This is a genomic window from Devosia epidermidihirudinis (assembly GCF_000971295.1).
Lineage (GTDB): Bacteria > Pseudomonadota > Alphaproteobacteria > Rhizobiales > Devosiaceae > Devosia > Devosia epidermidihirudinis.
This window is the reverse complement of sequence record NZ_LANJ01000011.1, coordinates 122,904-142,543: the sequence shown is the minus strand read 5'-3', so window position 1 is coordinate 142,543 and position 19,640 is coordinate 122,904. Positions and strand designations below refer to the sequence as shown.

At 60.7% G+C, this 19,640-nt stretch carries 21 protein-coding genes; 15 read left to right on the top strand and 6 right to left on the bottom strand.

What is annotated here, in order from left to right:
• Window positions 1-79: 79 nt before the first annotated feature.
• Window positions 80-1,897 carry an IlvD/Edd family dehydratase gene (locus WH87_RS03635; protein WP_046138449.1) on the top strand — a complete coding sequence of 606 codons (1,818 nt, stop codon included), beginning with the start codon at window positions 80-82 and terminating at the stop codon, window positions 1,895-1,897.
• Between the two features lie 58 nt (window positions 1,898-1,955).
• Here WH87_RS03635 and WH87_RS19950 read toward each other — a convergent pair whose 3' ends face one another.
• Genes WH87_RS19950 through lexA form a run of 3 tightly spaced genes read right to left on the bottom strand, consistent with a single transcriptional unit; the run spans window position 1,956 to window position 3,462 of the window.
• Complete coding sequence (locus WH87_RS19950; RefSeq protein ID WP_245622300.1) at window positions 1,956-2,051, bottom strand: nuclear transport factor 2 family protein; 96 nt, start codon at window positions 2,049-2,051, stop codon at window positions 1,956-1,958.
• Window positions 2,048-2,746: an NUDIX domain-containing protein gene (locus tag WH87_RS19945; RefSeq protein ID WP_245622299.1), complete on the bottom strand. Its 699-nt coding sequence runs from the start codon at window positions 2,744-2,746 to the stop codon at window positions 2,048-2,050. The genes WH87_RS19950 and WH87_RS19945 overlap by 4 nt, the downstream gene beginning before the upstream one ends.
• Window positions 2,743-3,462: a transcriptional repressor LexA gene (lexA, locus tag WH87_RS03625; protein WP_046138450.1), complete on the bottom strand. Its 720-nt coding sequence runs from the start codon at window positions 3,460-3,462 to the stop codon at window positions 2,743-2,745. The genes WH87_RS19945 and lexA overlap by 4 nt, the downstream gene beginning before the upstream one ends.
• Window positions 3,463-3,711: 249 nt before the next feature.
• Between lexA and WH87_RS18775 the strand changes: the two genes are divergently transcribed.
• From WH87_RS18775 to WH87_RS03570, 11 genes are all read left to right on the top strand, one after another.
• On the top strand, window positions 3,712-4,110 hold the full coding sequence (locus WH87_RS18775) for an FtsB family cell division protein (protein ID WP_197410718.1): 399 nt from the start codon (window positions 3,712-3,714) through the stop codon (window positions 4,108-4,110).
• Window positions 4,111-4,225: 115 nt separating this feature from the next.
• Window positions 4,226-5,245: a pyruvate dehydrogenase (acetyl-transferring) E1 component subunit alpha gene (gene pdhA, locus WH87_RS03615; RefSeq protein WP_046138451.1), complete on the top strand. Its 1,020-nt coding sequence runs from the start codon at window positions 4,226-4,228 to the stop codon at window positions 5,243-5,245.
• An 8-nt stretch (window positions 5,246-5,253) separates the two neighbouring features.
• On the top strand, window positions 5,254-5,652 hold the full coding sequence (locus WH87_RS03610) for a hypothetical protein (RefSeq protein WP_046138452.1): 399 nt from the start codon (window positions 5,254-5,256) through the stop codon (window positions 5,650-5,652).
• Between the two features lies 1 nt (window position 5,653).
• The gene (locus WH87_RS03605; protein WP_046138453.1) at window positions 5,654-7,042 is read left to right on the top strand and encodes a pyruvate dehydrogenase complex E1 component subunit beta; all 1,389 of its coding nucleotides are present in this window, start codon (window positions 5,654-5,656) and stop codon (window positions 7,040-7,042) included.
• A gap of 11 nt (window positions 7,043-7,053) precedes the next feature.
• Complete coding sequence (locus tag WH87_RS03600) at window positions 7,054-8,397, top strand: pyruvate dehydrogenase complex dihydrolipoamide acetyltransferase (RefSeq protein ID WP_046138454.1); 1,344 nt, start codon at window positions 7,054-7,056, stop codon at window positions 8,395-8,397.
• Between the two features lie 141 nt (window positions 8,398-8,538).
• Window positions 8,539-9,978: a dihydrolipoyl dehydrogenase gene (gene lpdA / locus WH87_RS03595; RefSeq protein ID WP_046138455.1), complete on the top strand. Its 1,440-nt coding sequence runs from the start codon at window positions 8,539-8,541 to the stop codon at window positions 9,976-9,978.
• A gap of 151 nt (window positions 9,979-10,129) precedes the next feature.
• The gene (locus tag WH87_RS03590; protein ID WP_197410717.1) at window positions 10,130-11,170 is read left to right on the top strand and encodes a Gfo/Idh/MocA family protein; all 1,041 of its coding nucleotides are present in this window, start codon (window positions 10,130-10,132) and stop codon (window positions 11,168-11,170) included.
• Window positions 11,167-11,424: a GlsB/YeaQ/YmgE family stress response membrane protein gene (locus tag WH87_RS03585; RefSeq protein ID WP_046138457.1), complete on the top strand. Its 258-nt coding sequence runs from the start codon at window positions 11,167-11,169 to the stop codon at window positions 11,422-11,424. Before WH87_RS03590 ends, WH87_RS03585 begins: the two co-directional genes overlap by 4 nt.
• A gap of 72 nt (window positions 11,425-11,496) precedes the next feature.
• Window positions 11,497-12,450 carry a lipoyl synthase gene (gene lipA / locus WH87_RS03580; protein ID WP_046138458.1) on the top strand — a complete coding sequence of 318 codons (954 nt, stop codon included), beginning with the start codon at window positions 11,497-11,499 and terminating at the stop codon, window positions 12,448-12,450.
• Window positions 12,450-12,896: a type II toxin-antitoxin system RatA family toxin gene (locus WH87_RS03575; RefSeq protein ID WP_052952302.1), complete on the top strand. Its 447-nt coding sequence runs from the start codon at window positions 12,450-12,452 to the stop codon at window positions 12,894-12,896. The genes lipA and WH87_RS03575 overlap by 1 nt, the downstream gene beginning before the upstream one ends.
• A 34-nt stretch (window positions 12,897-12,930) precedes the next feature.
• Entirely contained in the window at window positions 12,931-13,296 is a 366-nt protein-coding gene (locus WH87_RS03570; RefSeq protein ID WP_046138459.1) for a VOC family protein, read from the top strand.
• Here the strand turns inward: WH87_RS03570 and WH87_RS03565 are convergent.
• Together WH87_RS03565 and WH87_RS03560 are read right to left on the bottom strand one after the other, a co-directional pair.
• Window positions 13,293-13,802: a CinA family protein gene (locus WH87_RS03565; RefSeq protein ID WP_046138460.1), complete on the bottom strand. Its 510-nt coding sequence runs from the start codon at window positions 13,800-13,802 to the stop codon at window positions 13,293-13,295. The two genes, WH87_RS03570 and WH87_RS03565, sit on opposite strands and share 4 nt — an antisense overlap.
• Window positions 13,802-14,992 (bottom strand): bifunctional 2-C-methyl-D-erythritol 4-phosphate cytidylyltransferase/2-C-methyl-D-erythritol 2,4-cyclodiphosphate synthase, encoded by a 1,191-nt coding sequence (locus WH87_RS03560; protein ID WP_046138461.1) that lies wholly within the window; start codon window positions 14,990-14,992, stop codon window positions 13,802-13,804. The genes WH87_RS03565 and WH87_RS03560 overlap by 1 nt, the downstream gene beginning before the upstream one ends.
• A gap of 175 nt (window positions 14,993-15,167) precedes the next feature.
• Between WH87_RS03560 and dusB the strand changes: the two genes are divergently transcribed.
• The 3 genes from dusB to ntrC are packed head-to-tail and all read left to right on the top strand — an operon-like array spanning window position 15,168 to window position 18,735.
• Window positions 15,168-16,169, top strand: a complete 1,002-nt coding sequence (gene dusB / locus WH87_RS03555; RefSeq protein WP_052726357.1) for a tRNA dihydrouridine synthase DusB — start codon at window positions 15,168-15,170, stop codon at window positions 16,167-16,169.
• Window positions 16,166-17,293, top strand: coding sequence for a two-component system sensor histidine kinase NtrB (locus WH87_RS03550; RefSeq protein WP_046138673.1), 1,128 nt, complete (start codon window positions 16,166-16,168; stop codon window positions 17,291-17,293). The genes dusB and WH87_RS03550 overlap by 4 nt, the downstream gene beginning before the upstream one ends.
• A complete protein-coding gene (gene ntrC, locus WH87_RS03545) occupies window positions 17,290-18,735 on the top strand; it encodes a nitrogen regulation protein NR(I) (RefSeq protein ID WP_046138462.1) in 1,446 nt (481 codons plus the stop codon). The genes WH87_RS03550 and ntrC overlap by 4 nt, the downstream gene beginning before the upstream one ends.
• Here the strand turns inward: ntrC and WH87_RS03540 are convergent.
• The gene (locus tag WH87_RS03540; protein ID WP_197410716.1) at window positions 18,732-19,634 is read right to left on the bottom strand and encodes a DMT family transporter; all 903 of its coding nucleotides are present in this window, start codon (window positions 19,632-19,634) and stop codon (window positions 18,732-18,734) included. The genes ntrC and WH87_RS03540 overlap by 4 nt on opposite strands.
• Window positions 19,635-19,640 lie beyond the last annotated feature (6 nt).

The following is a 19,640-nucleotide window of genomic DNA, read 5'->3' as shown; positions in this document are numbered from 1 at the left end:
CCCTCTTGCCGCAGCCATGTTAGAACGACTCCAAATGTGGGACGGAAAAACGTCGCGCTGAGCACTGAGGAAAACTGATATGACTGCAGGAAATGGCAGCGGTAACGACGCAGCTCCCAAGAAATTGCGTTCGCGGGCCTGGTTCGACAATCCCGACAATCCGGACATGACCGCGCTCTATCTCGAGCGCTACATGAACTTCGGCGTGTCGCGTGAGGAACTGCAGTCCAATAAGCCGATCATCGGTATCGCCCAGACCGGTTCCGATCTCAGCCCCTGCAATCGCCACCACATCGTGCTGGCCGAGCGCGTGCGCGAAGGCATCCGTGAAGCGGGCGGCATCGCCATTGAATTCCCGGTTCATCCCATTCAGGAAACCGGCAAGCGCCCAACCGCAGGCCTCGACCGTAACCTAGCTTATCTCGGCCTCGTCGAAGTGCTCTACGGCTACCCACTCGATGGCGTCGTGCTGACCATCGGCTGCGACAAGACCACGCCTGCGATGCTGATGGGTGCAGCGACCGTCAATATTCCTGCCATCGCGCTCTCGGTCGGCCCCATGCTCAATGGCTGGCACAAGGGCGAGCGTACTGGCTCCGGCACTATCGTCTGGAAGGCCCGTCAGATGATGGCGGCCGGCGAGATCGACTATGCCCAGTTCATTGAACTGGTTGCGTCATCAGCGCCGTCGACCGGCTTCTGCAACACCATGGGCACCGCAAGCACCATGAACTCGCTGGCGGAATCGCTCGGCATGCAGCTGCCCGGCTCTGCCTCGATCCCCGCGCCATACCGTGACCGTCAGGAAATGGCCTACCGCACCGGCAAGCGCATCGTCGACATGGTGCGTGAGGACCTCAAGCCCTCCGACATCATGACCAAGGACAACTTCATCAACACCATCGTGGTCAATTCGGCCATTGGTGGGTCGACGAACGCGCCGATCCATATTCAGGCAATCGCCAAGCACATTGGTGTCGAGCTCGATCTGCAGGACTTCCAGACGCACGGCCACAAAGTGCCGTTGCTGGTGAACCTGCAGCCCGCTGGTGAATATCTCGGTGAAGACTTCTATCACGCCGGCGGCGTACCGGCGGTCGTCAACGAGCTGATGAAGCAGGGCCTGATCCGCGAAGACGCACCAACCGCCAACGGCAAGACCATCGGCGAGAACTGCAAGAACACGCCGATCCAGGACGACAAGGTCATCCGCCACTTCGACAATCCGCTTAAGGTTGACGCGGGCTTCCTGGTACTGCGTGGCAATCTCTTCGACAACGCCATCATGAAGACATCCGTGATCTCGTCCGAATTCCGCGATCGCTACCTCAATAACCCGGCCAGCCCGGGCGCGTTTGAGGGTAAGGCCGTCGTGTTCGACGGTCCTGAGGATTACCACCACCGGATCGATGATCCCTCGCTTGAAATCGATGAAAACACGCTGCTGTTCATGCGCGGCGCAGGTCCCATCGGCTATCCGGGCGCTGCCGAAGTCGTCAACATGCGCCCACCGGCCTATCTCATCAAGAAGGGCATCACAGCTCTCGCTTGCATTGGTGATGGTCGCCAGTCCGGCACATCGGGCTCCCCATCGATCCTCAACGCATCTCCGGAAGCGGCAGCGGGCGGCAATCTCGCGATCCTCAAGACAGGTGATCGCGTCCGCATCGACCTCAACAAGGGCAGCGCAAACATCCTGATCTCCGACGAGGAAATCGCGACCCGTCGCGCTGATCTCGAGGCTTCGGGGGGCTATAAGTATCCAAAGCACCAGACGCCCTGGCAGGAAATCCAGCGCGGTATCGTTGGTCAGCTCGGCGACGGCGCAATTCTCAAGCCTGCTGAAAAGTACCAGCGCATTGCTCAATCTGAAGGCATTCCGCGCGACAACCACTAAGAGCATCGCGCTCAAGAGAAAGGCCCGCCAATCTGGCGGGCCTTTCTCATTTTATGCTTCATGCCACTGGGCTGAGGTGTTCATGCACGATCCGCCAAGCGTCCGGGCCCGCGCGTAGAACCGACGTGCCGCGCCCCTCGCCAGATCTTGTCACGCCATCGACCGTGGCGCGCCAGCGAAATCGGTAGATGCAACTGGCTGCCTGGTCGCCGGACGCAATCCAGCACACATCTTCGAGCCAGTAGGTTTCGCACGCAGGCGATCCCAAGTCGCCTCAAACGCGCGCCGAACAGCGGCGATGCCCACATGCGACCCGTCGCTAAACCAGAACACAGCGTCGTCTGCGATCAGCTCGACCAACGAGTCAAAACGGTGCTCGTTGATCCTGACGCCATAGAGCGCCATGACGCCTTCGGCAGTATCAAGCTGCGGGTTCAGATTGGCAGAGATGTGTCCCAGCGCCCGTACAAAACTATGGTGCCAGAGCTCAGTGGCCGCCTCGCTGAGCTTCCACCAAAAGAACTCGAAGCGATGGCCGCCGTCGTCGGCGGCGTCATGTACCCATCGGTCTGGCAAGTCCGATGCACTTATCGCGACGAAGTGCCAAAGCTGATTGGGAACAATGGAGCTGCTTGGGGCAAAACAGGCAGTCACGACCGCATCTTTGATGCCAGACTCTTCCGCCAATTCGCGTAGCGCGCCCGCTTCGACGGCCTCAGGGCGCTCAAGTTTCCCTTTTACCAGCTGAATGCCTGCAAGAGGATGTCTGAACACCAGAATTTCCCGGTCATCCAGCGGGCCACGTAAGATGACCGGGCAAACCTTTTCGGTAAGTGTGACGGCCGTCAATACTTGCGCAGTAGCCCGACCAGGCGCCCCTGAACCTTCACGCGGTCTGGCGGGAAGATGCGGGTCTCGTAAGCCGGGTTGGCGGCTTCGAGGGCAATGGTATTGCCCTTGCGGCGCAGGCGCTTGAGCGTTGCTTCTTCATCATCCACCAGAGCGACGATGATTTCGCCTGTGCTGGCCTGATCCTGTTTTTTGATGAGGACGGTGTCGCCATCGAAAATACCAGCATCGATCATCGAGTCGCCGCGCACTTCGAGAGCGTAGTGTTCACCGGCGCCCAGCATTTCGGGTGGCACGGCGATCGTGTGAGAATGCGTCTGGATGGCCTCAATTGGCGTACCAGCCGCAATACGGCCCATAACTGGAATGGAGATAGGGCGAGCATAGTCTTCCAAAGCGGAGGACGAAACCCGCGCTGGTGGTGACGCGACCTTGCCCAGATTGCCCTCGATCACCGCTGGCTCAAAGCGGGCCTTGCGGCCACCAAGCGAGGGGTTCATGGAATCGGGCAGTCGCACCACTTCAAGCGCTCGGGCCCGGTTCGGCAGGCGCCGAATAAAGCCGCGTTCCTCGAGTGCCGTGATGAGCCGGTGAATGCCCGACTTGGATGCCAGATCGAGCGCATCCTTCATCTCGTCAAAGGAAGGAGGGATCCCGCTTTCCTTCATCCGTTCGTGGATGAACATCAGCAGCTCGTGTTGTTTGCGCGTCAGCATGGGGCCCTCTCGGGGAATCGGAACATAGGCGGAACGACCATACATGTTCCAGTTATGTTCTGCAACATCCCCAATTATTTCGGTCTGTGGGCAAGACATGAGTCAGTCTCCGCTACGCTCTATACTCAGAAGGCGATTGGCGTGTGGCCGGGCAGGGTGCCTACCAAAATGCGCTGTCTCGGCAGGGATTCGCAACCCGGTGTTAAGTCCTCATCAGGCATGTTGGGGCCGATCAAATCCGGTTCGCCCATGCCCACTCGTCTCAAACGCCCCCCATTTTGGCGCCCGCTGGCTCTCACTGTAGCGCTGTTGGGCTTTCAGGGTTACCTTGGCTTCTCAGCCATTGGTGGGCAATTCGGCATTGAGAATCGTGTTCAGATTTTAGCTGACATCGACGTGCTGAAGGCGCAGTCTTCGGCGCTGCAGGCCGAGATCGATGCGTTTAGCCATCGGGCGACTTTGATGGATAGCCGCCGTCTAGATCCCGATATTGTCACGGAGCGCGCCCGCGCTTTGCTGAACATGGCCCACGCAGACGATGTGCTGATCATGGTTGATCCGGTGTCCGGTAAACCGCTTTCCGGTTCATTCAAAGAATTAGCTGAAGATCAGTTAAGCTCGATTATTGGTTCTGCGCCAACGCTTTAGACTGCGTTTGAACGCGTCGTGAAGCATTGTGTTCTACCCTTGCCTTGCTTTATGATGCGCCGATGTGGCCAACTTCCGGCCAGCGGCAAATCCATTTCTATGCGGAGCGTTCTCTATGGCGCGTAAGGCTGTGGCCACCAAGGTCAAGACGCAACCCAATGTTCCTGAATTGACGAATGAGCAGGAGCTCGAAGCCTATCGCGAGATGCTCCTGATCCGGCGTTTCGAAGAAAAGGCCGGCCAGATGTATGGCATGGGCCTGATCGGCGGTTTCTGCCATCTTTATATCGGCCAGGAAGCTGTGGTCACCGGGATCACCATGGCCAGTGAAAAGGGCAAGGACGCTCAGATCACCGGTTATCGCGATCACGGCCACATGTTGGTCATGGGTCTCGATCCCAAGGGCGTCATGGCTGAGTTGACCGGCCGTTCCGGCGGTCTCAGCCGCGGCAAGGGCGGCTCCATGCACATGTTCTCCAACGAGCATCGCTTCTATGGCGGTAACGGTATTGTTGGTGCGCAGGCTTCGCTCGGTACTGGTCTGGCTTTTGCCAGTAAGTATAAGGGTGACGGTTCGGTGAGCCTTGCCTATTTCGGCGACGGCGCTGCCAATCAGGGCCAGGTCTATGAGAGCTTCAACATGGCCAAGCTCTGGAAGCTGCCGGTCGTGTTCATCATCGAAAACAACAAATACGCCATGGGCACCTCGATCGAGCGCTCGTCGGCCACCACCGATTTCTCCCAGCGCGGCGCATCGTTCGACATTCCGGGCGAGCAGGTCGATGGCATGGATGTGCGCATGGTTTATGATGCCGCCAAGCGCGCCATCGAACATGCCCGCTCCGGCAATGGTCCATACATTCTCGAAATGCTGACCTATCGCTATCGCGGCCACTCCATGTCCGATCCGGCGAAATATCGTTCCAAGGACGAAGTGACCAAGTACCGTCAGGAGCGTGACCCGATCGAACAGGTCAAGGCGCGTCTGCTCGAAACGGGTTTTGCAACCGAGGAAAGCCTCAAGACGCTGGAAAGCGAAATCCGCGCCATCGTCACCGAGGCGGCCGATTTTGCCACCAATGATCCAGAGCCGGATGCAGCCGAGCTGTGGACCGACATCACCATCGAGGCCTGAGGCATTAGATGGCCATCCTGATCGGCGTGATCGCCCTTTTTGCAGTCCTCTCGCTCGCTCTGGCGGTTGCGCAGGGGGTTGCCATGGTGCGCGTTGCACCCGCTGGCGCGCAACTGGGTTCGTTCATGCCGCTTGGATGGTGGAAATTTGATCGGATCGCAGAAAAGGCAGGTCCTGCTGCGGTCTCCCATCTCGCCATCTACAAGCGCGCCGTTGTCGCCTTCCTGGTGTTCATCGTCCTGGGGTTGATCCTCAGCGGCTTTGCCACCAGCCAGGCCCCGGCGCAGACCACCGCTTCGTTGGCGCCAAGCCTCACTGATGCGCGCATCATTCCTGCGCAATTTGCCGCTAATTTCGAACTCCGCCGTGTGGCCACCATGCCCGGCGCTGCTATTCTGGAGAGCTGATATGCCTCAAATTCTCATGCCCGCGCTGTCGCCTACCATGGAAGAGGGCAAGCTCTCCAGGTGGCTGGTTAAGGTCGGTGACAAGGTCAAGTCCGGCGATGTGCTGGCCGAAATCGAAACCGACAAGGCGACAATGGAGGTCGAGTCGGTTGATGAAGGCGTCGTCACCGAGTTGCTGATTGCCGAAGGCACCGAAGCGGTGAAGGTCAACACCCCAATCGCGCTCGTGCTGGCTGAAGGCGAAACCGCCGCTGCGGCGCCTGCCGCCAAAACTGCTCCTGAGCCTTCCGAAGCACCCGTCGTGGTTGCCGAGAGGGCCGCGGAAGCCGCCCCCGCCGCCGCGTCGGTTCCCGCTGCTCCCAAGTTTGAAGCGCAGAGCGATCCCGATCTGCCAGCCGGCGTCGAAATGGTCGAAATGACCGTCCGTCAGGCGCTGAACGAGGCCATGGCCGAAGAATTGCGTCGCGACAAGGACGTCTTCGTGATGGGCGAAGAGGTTGCCGAGTATCAGGGTGCCTACAAGGTCACCCAGAACCTGCTGCAGGAATTTGGCCCAGAGCGCATCATCGACACCCCGATCACCGAGCATGGCTTTGCTGGTCTCGCGGTCGGCGCGGCCTTCGCCGGCCTCAAGCCAATCGTTGAGTTCATGACCTGGAACTTCGCCATGCAGGCGATTGACCAGATCATCAACTCCGCAGCCAAGCAGCTCTATATGTCGGGCGGCCAGGTGCATGCACCTATGGTGTTCCGCGGTCCAAACGGCGTTGCCTCGCGCGTTGGCGCACAGCACAGCCAGGACTACTCGGCTTGGTACAGCCACGTTCCCGGCCTCACCGTCATCGCGCCCTATAGCGCTGCCGACGCCAAAGGCTTGCTCAAGGCTGCCATTCGCTCGCCAAACCCGGTCGTCTTCCTCGAAAACGAAATCCTCTATGGTTCGACCGGCCTGGTGCCGCAGGTCGAAGACTTCGTGCTGCCAATCGGCAAGGCGCGCATTGCCCGCAAGGGCGCAGATGTGACCATCGTGTCGTTCTCCATGGGCATGCGCTACGCCACGCAGGCGACTGAAAAGCTGGTTGCTGCCGGTATCGACGTCGAGTTGATCGATCTGCGTACGCTGCGTCCGCTCGATAGCGACACTGTCATTGAATCCGTCAAGAAGACTGGCCGTCTGGTAACCGTCGAAGAAGGCTGGCCTCAGGGCGGCATCGGCTCCGAGTTGTCGGCGCGCGTCATGGAGCAGGCGTTCGACTACCTCGACGCCCCAGTGATCCGTGTCACCGGCAAGGACGTGCCAATGCCTTATGCCGCCAACCTTGAAAAGCTGGCGCTGCCAAACGTCGATGAAGTGATCGCGGCCGTCAACGCCGTGACCTACCGCTCGTAAGGAGACGCGCCATGCCAATCGAAATCACCATGCCGGCGCTCTCTCCCACGATGGAAGAGGGCAAGCTCGCCAAGTGGCACGTCAAGGAGGGCGACACAGTCTCCTCCGGTGACGTCATTGCCGAGATTGAAACTGACAAGGCTACCATGGAAGTCGAGGCCGTCGACGAGGGCAAGATCGGCAAGATCATGGTCGCCGAAGGCACCGAGGGCGTGAAGGTCAACGCCGTCATCGCCGTGCTGCTGCAGGATGGCGAAAGCGCCGATGCAGTCGTCGCCCCCAAGGCCGCTCCCGCCCCCGCGCCCGAGGCTCCAAAGGCCGAGGCGCCAGCGCCTGCAGCTAAGGCAGAGCCAGCCGCAGCGCCTGCGCCCAAGGCCGTTGCTGCGCCGGCCCCTGCGGCAAAGTCTGAAGGTGGCAAGACTTTCGCTTCGCCACTCGCTCGTCGCCTCGCTAAAGAAGCAGGCATCGACGTCGCTGCCATTTCGGGCTCTGGTCCAAAGGGCCGTGTCGTCAAGTCCGACGTCGAAGCCGCCAAGTCCGGCAAGGCACCGCTCAAGGCGGCGGCTCCAGCTTCGGCAGGCGCACCAGCTGCTGGCGGCGCTGCCCCAACGGGCATGACCAAGGCTCAGGTGATCGCGCTCTACGAAGAGGGCACCTACGACCTCGTGCCAAACGATGGCATGCGCAAAGTTGTGGCCGCGCGCCTCACCGAGTCCAAGCAGACCGTTCCGCACTTCTACCTGTCGCTCGACTGCAAGATCGACGGCCTGCTTGCCGCCCGCGAGCAGATCAACGCACAGGCGCCCAAGAGCAAGGACGGAAAGCCGGCCTACAAGCTCTCGGTCAATGACTTTGTCATGAAGGCGTGGGCCGTTGCACTGCAGCGCGTGCCAATGGCCAACGCAACCTGGGCCGGGGACTCGATCCTCTACCACAAGCGTAGCGACGTCGCGGTTGCCGTCTCGGTGCCCGGTGGTCTGTTCACGCCCGTCGTCAAGTCCTGCGATACCAAGACCCTCCGTCAGATCTCTGACGAGGTGAAGGATCTCGCTGGTCGCGCCAAGTCCAAGAAGCTGGCTCCCCACGAATACCAGGGCGGTTCGTCCTCGGTGTCCAATCTGGGCATGTTCGGCATCAAGAATTTCCAGGCCGTCATCAACCCACCACACGGCACCATCCTCGCCGTTGGCGCGGGTGAAGAGCGCGTCTATGCCGAAGCTGGCCAGGTCAAGATCGCCAATTTCATGACGGTGACCCTCAGTTGCGATCACCGCGCCGTCGACGGTGCCCTCGGTGCCGAACTGCTCGGCGTCTTCAAGGGCCTGATCGAAAACCCGGTGATGATGCTGGCCTAAGGGGCAGGGCGGATGAACTTCATGCTCGTCCGCCACAATTGCCTGACTTGCGGCGCCCACCGGATTTCCGGTGGCGCCGATCTGCTCGTCAAACCGATGCTGGGCTGCTGATGCCCGTTTTAGACAATACTGGAGGCCCAAATGGCTGACCAATACGACCTTCTCGTTATCGGCGCCGGTCCCGGCGGTTATGTTGCTGCCATCCGTGGCGCACAGCTCGGCATGAAGGTGGGCATCATCGAGCGCGAGCATATGGCTGGCATCTGCTCCAACTGGGGCTGCATTCCCACCAAGGCTCTGCTGCGTTCGGCAGAAATCTACGGCCACATGAGCCACGCCAAGGACTATGGCCTGACGGTCGAGAAGTTCGGCGTTGACATTGATGGCGTGGTGAAGCGCTCGCGCGCCATCGCTGCGCAGATGAACAATGGCGTCCAGTTCCTCATGAAGAAGAACAAGGTCGACATCATCTGGGGCGAGGCCGTCATCACCAAGCCCGGTGAAGTCAAGGTCGCGCCGACCAAGAAGGCCATCGTCCAGCCCCAGGGTCCTGTGCCAAAGAACCCGTTGGGTGAGGGCACCTACAAGGCCAAGAACATCATCATCGCCACCGGCGCGCGTCCGCGCGTGCTGCCCGGCATCGAGCCCGATGGCGACAAGATCTGGACCTACTTCGAGGCCATGAAGCCTGCTGCCATGCCAAAGTCGCTGGTGGTGATGGGGTCGGGCGCGATTGGTGTCGAGTTCGCCTCCTTCTACCGCTCGATGGGCGCGGAAGTGACCATTATCGAGCTGCTGCCGCAGATCATGCCGGTCGAAGACGCAGAAATCGCAGGCCTCGCCCGCAAGCGACTCGAGAAGCGCGGCATCAAGATCCTGACCGATGCAAAGGTCGCCAAGGTCGAAAAGACCGCGTCCGGCGTTACCGCTCATGTCGAGCTCAAGGACGGCTCCAAGCAGCAGATTTCCGGCGACAAGCTGATCTCGGCGGTTGGCGTGCAGTGCAACATCGAAGGCCTCGGCCTTGAGACCGTTGGCGTCAAAACCGAGCGCGGTGCCATCGTCATCGACGGCTACGGCAAGACCAATGTCGACGGCATTTGGGCCATTGGCGACGTCGCGGGTCCGCCTATGCTGGCCCACAAGGCTGAGCATGAAGCCGTCATCACCGTCGAAAAGATTGCGGGCCTCAAGGTCCACGGCCTCGACAAGACCAAGGTCCCCGGCTGCACCTATTGCGAACCACAGGTTGCGAGCGTCGGCCTCACCGAAGCTAAGGCCAAGGAAGCCGGTCGCGAGATCAAGGTTGGTCGCTTCCCCTTCGTCGGCAACGGCAAGGCGATTGCGCTGGGCGAACCAGACGGTCTGGTCAAGACCATCTTCGACGCCAAGACTGGCGAGCTGCTCGGCGCGCACATGGTTGGCGCTGAAGTCACCGAGTTGATCCAGGGCTTCGTTATCGCGATGAACCTTGAGACCACCGAAGAAGAACTGATCCACACGATCTTCCCACATCCGACCCTGTCCGAGTCGATGAAGGAGAGTGTGCTGGACGCCTATGGCCGCGCACTGAATATCTGAGGCCTAAGGGCCAGCAAACGCGATGTCACCCCGGCGAAAGCCGGGGTCCATTCTGAAGGTTCTCAACACGCGGCGGCTACACAGCATGGATTCCGGCCTTCGCCGGAATGACGCTGTGGAACCAAATGGCGAACGTGAAGGAGTTATCCACATGGTCAAGGCATTGCAGATCGGCCTGGGACACTGGGGATTCAGCTGGTCCAAGGACGTTATCCCCAATGTTCCCAACATTCACATGGTGGGCTATGTGGATTCAAATCCAGATGCCGTTCAGCGCGTCCAGACAGAACTCACGATAGCGCCCGAGCTGTGCTTCCTTGATCTGGAAACGGCCGTCCAGAACACCGATGCCGAGCTGGCGATCTGTACACTGCGGACCGAAGCGCACTATCCGGTGGTCAAGCGCTGCCTGGAGCTGGGCCTCAACGTCATCGTCGAAAAGCCGTTCGCCTCGACCATCGCGCAGGCCAAGGAACTGGTCGCTCTCGCCAAGGCCGCCGGTCGCGTGCTGATGGTCAGCCAGAACTACCGCTTCCAGCCCGGCCCGATTGCCGCTGCCGAGCTTATTGGCGCGCAGAAGTTCGGCCCGGTAAACCTCGTGACCATCAATTTCCGCCGCCACGGTCCAACCCAGGGCTACCGCTATTGGGACATGCCCGATCCGTTGCTGGCCGATATGTCGATCCACCACTTCGACCTGATGCGCATGGTGCTGGGCGACGAGCCCAAGCGCGTGTCGTGCCGCACCTGGAACCCACCCGGCAGCCCATTCGGCCACAATCCGGTTGGTCTGGCCACTATCGAGTTCGAAAAGGGCACCATGGTGTCCTATAGCGGCAGCTGGATGAGTACCGGCCCCACCACGCCATGGTCTGGCGACTGGTCGATGGATTGCTCGGAAGGCGAAATCCGCTGGAGCTCGCGGGATCACTTCATGGGCAAGTCAGGCCCAGACCGTTTAAGCCTGCGTCCGCTTGAAGGCGAAGAAACGCCTTTCGATCTGCAGCCCGTTGAATATGCCGACCGCGTCGGCACGCTGGCAGCTGTCGCCAAAGTCGTCGAAACAGGCACTGTGCCCGCGCGCTTCAGCTCGGGCGAGGACAATCTGCATTCGCTTGCCCTCGTGCAGGCGACCATCACCTCAGCGTCCCGTAATGGTGAATGGGTCGACATCTCGGAGATCATGGCATGAGCATCGGCACGCAAGAACTTCTGATCTTTCTGGCAATTGGCCTTGTTGCAGGCTGGCTCGCTGGGCTGGTGCTTGGCGGCGGTGGATTGCTGCGCAATCTCATCGTGGGCGTCATCGGCGCATTCGTCGGCGGCTGGCTGTTGTCAGCGCTCAATGTTTCTTTGCCCATTGGCAATGTGCTGGTCAGTCAGGTCATCACGGCCACCATCGGTGCCATCGTCGTCATAGCCGTCGCGCGCATCATCGCACGATAGTCATAAGGCCGGGTTGAACCGGCTGCGTTTGGGAGCGATATAACGGGCATCACTGCCCAGTCAGGACCAAAATTGGTTACGCTCATCGATAATTCGGCGCTCAAGCCGCGCCACCCGGAAAAGGCCAATCGGCCTGACAGCGTCGTTCTGCGCAAGCCGGACTGGATCCGCGTCAAGGCGCCGGGCTCGCCGATCTACAAGGAGACCCAGCAGATCGTGCGGGAGCATGGTCTGGTGACGGTCTGCGAAGAGGCTGGCTGCCCCAATATCGGGGAATGCTGGTCCAAAAAGCACGCCACCATGATGATCATGGGCGAGATTTGCACGCGCGCCTGCGCGTTCTGCAACGTGCGCACCGGCATGCCTGGTCCACTCGACGCCAGCGAACCTGAAAAAGTCGCTCTGGCCGTTCAGAAGCTCGGCCTCGAGCATGTTGTCATCACCTCGGTCGATCGCGATGATCTGGCTGATGGCGGTGCGCAGCACTTTGCCGATGTGATCCTGGCGATCCGCGCGCGCAATCCGAAGACCACCATCGAAATTCTCACGCCAGACTTCCTCCGCAAGGAAGGCGCGCTGGAAATCGTCGTGGCCGCCAAGCCAGACGTGTTCAACCACAATCTGGAAACGGTGCCGTCCAAGTATCTCAAGGTGCGTCCCGGCGCGCGCTACTTCCACTCGATCCGTCTGCTGCAGAAGGTCAAGGAACTCGATCCGACCATGTTCACCAAGTCCGGCATCATGGTCGGCCTGGGCGAAGAGCGGAACGAAGTCCTCCAGCTGATGGATGATCTGCGCTCTGCCGACGTGGATTTCCTGACCATCGGTCAGTATCTCCAGCCCACCAAGAAACACTACCCATTGCAGCGTTTCGTGACGCCGGACGAGTTCAAGTCCTTCGCGACTGTCGCAACGGCCAAGGGTTTCTCGCTGGTTTCATCGAGCCCACTCACGCGCTCGTCGCACCACGCCGGCGAAGATTTCGCCGCTCTGAAGGCTGCCCGCATGGCGAAGCTCGGTCACTAATGAAGCGCTTCTTTGAACGGCACGTGCCGCATCTGCCCAGGCGTATGTTCGACATCGTCAGCGACCTCAACGACTATCCCCGGTTCGTCCCGAACTGCAAGGCGATGGAAGTGCGCACCGACCCTGCAGCGCCAGCAGGGGCAGACGTGCGCCTTGCCAAGATGACGATCTCGTTCGGCCCGGTCACCCAGGCCTATACCAGCCGCGTCACCAACGACGTCGACGCCTTGACCATTCGGGCCAAGGCTGTCGATGGCCTATTCGCCTATCTCGATAGTGTCTGGAGCTTCGAGCCTGAGGGTATGGGCGCCCGCGTGCGGTTCGAGGTGGATTTCAAGATTGCGAATCCGCTGATCGCTGCGGTCGCAGAGCCGGCTTTCGCTGCCAAGCAGGAAGAGATTATCCAGGCGTTTATCGACGAGGCCGATAGGCGCTACGGCGGGTAATCCGCATTTCATTTGAACTGGTGCAGGGGGCTCCATGATCAAGAAAATCGAATGTGTATGCGTACCAACCAACGACGTGGCGAAGTCCACGTCGTTTTATGTTTCGCTGGGTTTAAAGGAAGCTTGGAGAATTGAGCGTCCGCGTGACGACGGCCGGCTATGGACACTCGTCGGGCTCAAGTTTCCCGATCAGGCCAGCTCCGAACTGGTGCTCAGCGACAATCCTGATGTGAATTTCACCGAGGTCGAACTCGCTGTCGACGATGTGCGTGCCACATTTGCGGAACTGAAGGCGAATGCGGAAATCACCTGGATCCGCGAGCCATTCGCCACAGAGTCTGGCCACGTCGCCGTCATGGAAGCTCCCGACGGCAACGTGTTCGTTCTTGTTGGCGCCTAGTTGCCCGTGGTGCCCTTGAGCACTTGCAGCACAACGTCGAGCGCAGCCTCGACGCTCTTCTGGCGTATCTCGGCGCGACCCAGATCGCCAAACTTGTGTTCGATGACCAGCGTCGCCAGCTCTGACGACACAGCCACATAGACCAAGCCAACTGGCTTCTTGTCGCTGCCGCCATCTGGCCCGGCAATGCCCGTTACCGCCACGGCGAAATCCGCTCGTGCTGTGTTGCGGGCGCCGTCTGCCATGGCGCGTGCCACCTGGTTGGACACTGCGCCGTAATCGCGGATCAACCGCGCCTGCACATGGATCAGACGCGACTTGGCCGAATTGGCATAGGTAATGTAGCCACCGTAAAACGCCGAGGAGGCCCCAGGCGCATCGGTCAGTGCCGCGGCCACGAGGCCTGCGGTACAGCTTTCAGCAGTAACGATCGTTTTGTTGGCTGCGGTGAGCAGGTCGATAATCTGTTTGCCCTTGTCGGGCGCGCTTACTGCCTTTGCCGCCATCAGTCCACCCTTGGCACTTCTACGCTTGCACTTGCCATAGCCACGATACCTTCCTCCCGCCCGATAAACCCGAGCCGCTCGCTGGTTGTCGCCTTGATCGCGATCCGCGAGGTCGCGATCCCAAGTGTCGCGGCGATCACCCCCTGCATCGCCGGCACGTGTTCTGCGATCCTGGGGCCTTCGCAAACGATTGTCACGTCCAGATTGACGATCCGACCACCGCGTTCGGTCACAAGTTTACCGGCATGCTCAAGGAAAATGGTCGAGGCCGCTCCCTTCCACTGCATATCGGATGGCGGGAAGTGCACGCCGATATCGCCTTCGCCAATCGCGCCCAGAATTGCGTCGGTTAGCGCATGCAGCGCCACGTCTGAGTCCGAATGGCCATTCAGCTTGAACTTGTAGGGGATGCGCACGCCGCCCAGCCACACCACATCGCCGGGCTCGAATGAGTGAACGTCAAAACCGGTACCAACGCGGGTTTCCATCAGGCTATCTCCATGAATGATCCGCTCGGCCCGGACGAAGTCCTCGGGATGCGTGATCTTGATGTTGTTTCTGTCACCCATCACCATGCCGACACGCAGACCAGCCCATTCGGCGATCTCGGCGTCATCGGTGAATTGTCGGCGAACTGTCGAGGCGCGCATATGCGCCGAAAAAATCTGGCTGAACCGGAAGCCCTGCGGCGTCTGCGCGGCAAACAGCTGGTTGCGATCTTCGGTTGTCGCGACCAGTTGGCCGTCCAGCGAGCGCTTCACGGTGTCGGTTACCGGTAGCGCGGGCAGGGCGCCATCGAGTTGCGCCAACACCGCCACCACGTCGCCAATCAGCGCCGTGCTGACAAACGGGCGCGCTGCGTCCTGAATGAGCACCAGGTCCGGCCGCATCGGTGCTAACGCCTTCAACCCGGCCAGCACGGACGATTGTCGGCTTTCCCCGCCAATCACTGGCGGCAGCAGACGGTCATCCGACAGCCCGAGCGCCGCATAACGCTCGCCATGATCGGCATGAATCACCGTCAAAATCTGGCTCACCTGCGGCGAGGCCAAAAAAGCGTCAATCGTCCGTTCTAGCACCGCAACGCCATCCACCCGGCGGTACTGCTTGGGCTCGCTTTCCCCATTGGCAGAGGCCCGCTCGCCGCGACCAGCGGCGACCACGATGACGGCTATGGATTTTTCACGCATGGCGAACGGTCTCAGACAGGAAGTTGTCACACGCCCGTGGTCTAGCTGCCCCCCCGCCATGCGGCAAGTGCAGGGCTGCCGCACCATGCCTGCACACACTTATAGTGTTGCGCCAACATGGGTTTTGATTATTGTGCAGGCATAGTTTTGGGTTTGATCATTTCTGGTGCATTTTGTGACTGAGCATGCCTCCAAGATAAGCATCGGCGATCACTTGGTGCGCAACAATGCTTTCCTCGCTCCCATGGCTGGCATTACCGATCGTCCTTTCCGCAAGATAGCCGAGCGGTTTGGCGCAGGCATGGTCGTGTCCGAGATGATCGCCAGCAATGCACTCGGTGTCGGCAATCAGGAAATGGTGCGTAAACTCGGCAAGCCGAACACTTTGCCCCATATGGTGCAGCTTGCCGGCTGCGAGGCCGAGTGGATGGCTCAGGGCGCGCGGATTGCCCATGACGCCGGTGCCGATATCATCGACATCAACTTCGGCTGTCCAGCCAAGCGCGTGACCAACGGCTATGCAGGTTCTGCGCTGATGCGCGTGCCGGACCTGGCCATGACGTTGATCGATGCGGTTGTGTCGGCCACGCCGCTGCCCGTGACCGTCAAGATGCGCCTGGGTTGGGACGATGAAAGCCTCAACGCCCCGGAAATGGCGCGTCGGGCCGTCGATGCCGGCGTCAAGATGATCACCGTCCATGGCCGCACTCGCCAGCAGTTCTACAAGGGCTCCGCGCGTTGGGAGTTGGTCCGTGAGGTTGTCGAAGCCGTCGACGTGCCTGTCGTTGTCAATGGTGACATCATCGATCTTGCAGCCGCCCGCGAGGCGTTGGCCCAGTCTGGCGCCGCCGCTGTTATGCTCGGCCGTGGCGCACAGGGGCAGCCATGGGCCGTCGCTCAGATCGGGGCAGGGCTTCAGGGCGAAGCCGGCCCGGAGGCTCCTGCAGGCGCCGAGCTCGTCGCGCTCATCTCCGAGCACTATGAAGACATGCTGGTCGAATATGGCACCGCGGTTGGTCTCCGTGCCTCGCGGAAGCACCTCGATTGGTACACTGAAGCGGCCGGCATCGTGCTCGACAAGCCAACCCGCTCGGCCTTTCTCAACAACGAAACGCCTGCTGAAGTCCTCGGCATGATCGACCACATTTTCTCCGGCCAATGGACCGCAGCGGCATGACCCTTACGCAAGACACCGCCGCCGTCCCCTCCATGGCCGTTCTGCAGGCACTGCCGCAGCCCATTCTGGTGTGCGACGAAGATCGCCAGATCACTTTCGTCAATTACGCCGCCGAGGCCTTTTTCGGTGCGTCCCTCAGCGTTCTGGTGCGTCAGCGCCTCGATGACCTGATCGCCTTCGGCTCGCCCATTATTGGCCTTGTGGAAACCGTCACGCTTCGTCGTGCGCCGATGACAGAATATCGCGTTCGTGTCGGTTCCTCCCGCTTCGGCGATGAGCGGATCGCTGACGTCTTCGCCAGCCCGATCTCCGACACCGATGGCCGCGTCGCGCTTCTCATCCAGGAGCGTACCATGGCCGACAAGATCGACCGGCAAATGGTATCGCGCGGCGCCGCCCGCTCGGTAACGGGCCTTGCATCCATGCTGGCTCATGAAATCAAGAACCCGCTTTCCGGCATTCGCGGCGCTGCACAGCTGCTCGAACAGACCGTCAGCAGCGATGAAGTTCCATTGACCCGCCTGATCCGCGAGGAAACCGACCGCATCGTTGGCCTTATCGATCGCGTGGAGGTGTTTGGCGACGAGCGTCCGCTGGAGCGGGAGCCGATCAACATTCACGTGGTGCTGGACCGGGTGAAGCTGCTCGCGCGCAATGGCGTTGCCCGTGGCATTGCCTTCTCCGAAGAATACGATCCGTCGCTCCCGCCAGTCTTGGGTAACCGCGACCAGCTCATTCAGGTCTTCCTGAACCTGGTGAAGAATGCGGCAGAGGCCGTTGAACGGACTCAGAAACCCGAGATCCGGTTCACCACCGCGTTTCGACCGGGCGTGCGTATTGCCGTCACTGGGGTCTCTGAGCGCATTTCACTGCCGCTTGAGATCGTCATCGAGGATAACGGCCCGGGTGTTCCACCAGACATCTTGCCATTCCTCTTCGATCCATTCGTCACCACCAAACAAAACGGCTCTGGCCTCGGTCTGGCGCTCGTCGCCAAGATTGTTGGCGACCATGGCGGCGTCATCGATTGTGAAAGCCGCCCCGGCAGAACGCGGTTTCGCATTCTGCTCCCCGTCGCCAGCGGCGCCTTCGACGCATCCACTCAAAGGGAATCGGCAATATGAGTCACGTAGTTCTTCTTGCCGACGATGATGCCGCCATCCGTATGGTGCTCAATCAGGCGCTGACCCGCGCCGGTTACGAAGTTCGCCCCACCGGCAACATCTCCACCATGTGGAACTGGGTCAGCCGCGGCGAGGGCGATATCCTCATCACCGACGTGGCCATGCCCGATGGCAACGCCTTTGAGGTGATGCCCAAGATCAAGAAGCTGCGTCCCGATCTGCCCATGATCGTCATGTCAGCGCAGAACACCTTCATGACTGCCATTCGCGCGTCAGAAGTCGGTGCCTACGAGTACCTGCCCAAGCCCTTCGACATCACCGAGGTTCTCTCGGTCGTCGCCCGCGCCTTGGCCGATGCTAAAAAGCCGTCCAACGCCGATCGCCACGCCGAAGAGCCCGGCGAAACCATGCCGCTGGTGGGTCGCTCGACCGCTATGCAGGACATCTACCGCGCCCTTGCGCGTCTGATGCAGACCGATCTCACGGTGATGATCACCGGCGAGAGCGGCACCGGCAAAGAACTGGTGGCTCGTGCCTTGCATGACTTCGGCAAGCGCCGCAACGGCCCCTTCGTCGCCATCAACATGGCCGCCATTCCGCGCGACCTGATCGAAGCCGAACTGTTCGGTCACGAGAAGGGCGCTTTCACCGGCGCGAATACCCGTTCATCGGGCCGCTTCGAACAGGCCGAGGGCGGTACGCTCTTCCTCGACGAAATCGGCGACATGCCGATGGATGCTCAGACCCGCCTGTTGCGCGTTCTGCAGGAGGGCGAATACACGATGGTCGGCGGCCGCAGCGCCATCAAGACCAATGTCCGCATCGTCGCCGCCACGCACCGCGATCTCAGCCAGATGATCCGTCAGGGCCTGTTCCGCGAGGATCTCTACTATCGCCTTAACGTCGTGCCGATCCGCTTGCCGCCCCTGCGCGAACGCAGCGATGATATTGGCGATCTGGCGCTGCACTTCCTCAAGGCCGCGCAGCGCGAAGGTGAGCCGGTCAAATCCATTTCGCCCGAAGCCATCAAGCTCATGCAGAACTACGCATGGCCTGGCAACGTGCGCGAACTGGAAAACCTCGTTCGTCGCCTATCAGCGCTTTATGCCGACGAAAGCATTTCCCCAGAGATCGTCCAGAACGAGCTGAACATCGCCGAGCGCCCCTCGACGCCGGGCGCTGCCGGGCCGGTAGACGTGTCCATGGCGGTCGAGACGCATGTGGGGCAGGTGTTGCGCGAGTATGAGCCCAATCTGCCGCCAGCGGGGCTCTATCAGCGCGTTATCGATCGGGTGGAAGCGCCGCTGATCGCTATGGCGCTCAATGCCTGTGGCGGCAACCAGATCAAGGCTGCCGACCTTCTGGGTCTAAACCGCAATACGCTGCGCAAGAAGATCCGCACGCACAGCATCGAGATCGTCAAGCACAGTCGCCGCAGCTAGGGCGCATCGATGATTTCCCGCCGGTTCCGGTGCTCGCTCAGGGCGAGCGTCAAACCCGCGGCGACCACAAGAAATGCTCCGATATAGACCGTCGTCGCGGGCATCTCGCCCCAGAACAGATAGCCGAACACGAAGCTCCAGATCAGCGCGCCGTATTCCACCGTCCCCAGAACACTGGCCGGAACGGACCGTGCCGCTTCAACCAGCATGAATTGGGCAAGGCCGCCGACCAGGCCCGCAGCAACGCACAGCGCGATCTCGCGCGCGCCCATCGCCTGCCAGAACGGCAGCGTGAACCCCGCCATCACCACCACGTGGATCAGGTTCTGCGCGAACACCTGCACGATGGTCCGGTCGCTCTTGGAAATGGTCCGCATCAGGATCATCGAGATCGCCCAGAACAGCGCGGCTCCCAGCACCATGATCACCGGCCAGCCGATGGTGAAGCCCGTTGGATTGGCGGCAACCACGATGCCAAAGAACCCGATTGCCGCGCCACCGACACGCGCCAGGGTAATCTGCTCCTTGAGGAAGATGACGGCCAGAACCGTCGTCAGCACTGGCGCGACGTAATAGAGCGTCGTCATCTCTGCCAGCTGCAGTTCGCGGCCGGAGCTATAATACATCACCCAGGCGGCCAGGGTCATAAGGCCTCGGCCGAGGATCAACGCGCGGTTCTTGGAGTGCCAGAGGTCAACGATGATCTGCGTACGGCCGATAGCTAGGCACAGCGCCATCACCACGACGCCACGCACGAACAGAATCTGCGGGGCGGGCAGGGCCATGATCACGCCCTTGATCATGGCGTCGTGGGCGGAAAACAGGGAATAGGCAGCGATGCCGAGAGCCATGCCGGTGAGGCTTGCGGTCTCGACGCGAACGGAAGTGGGGGATGACACGGAGGA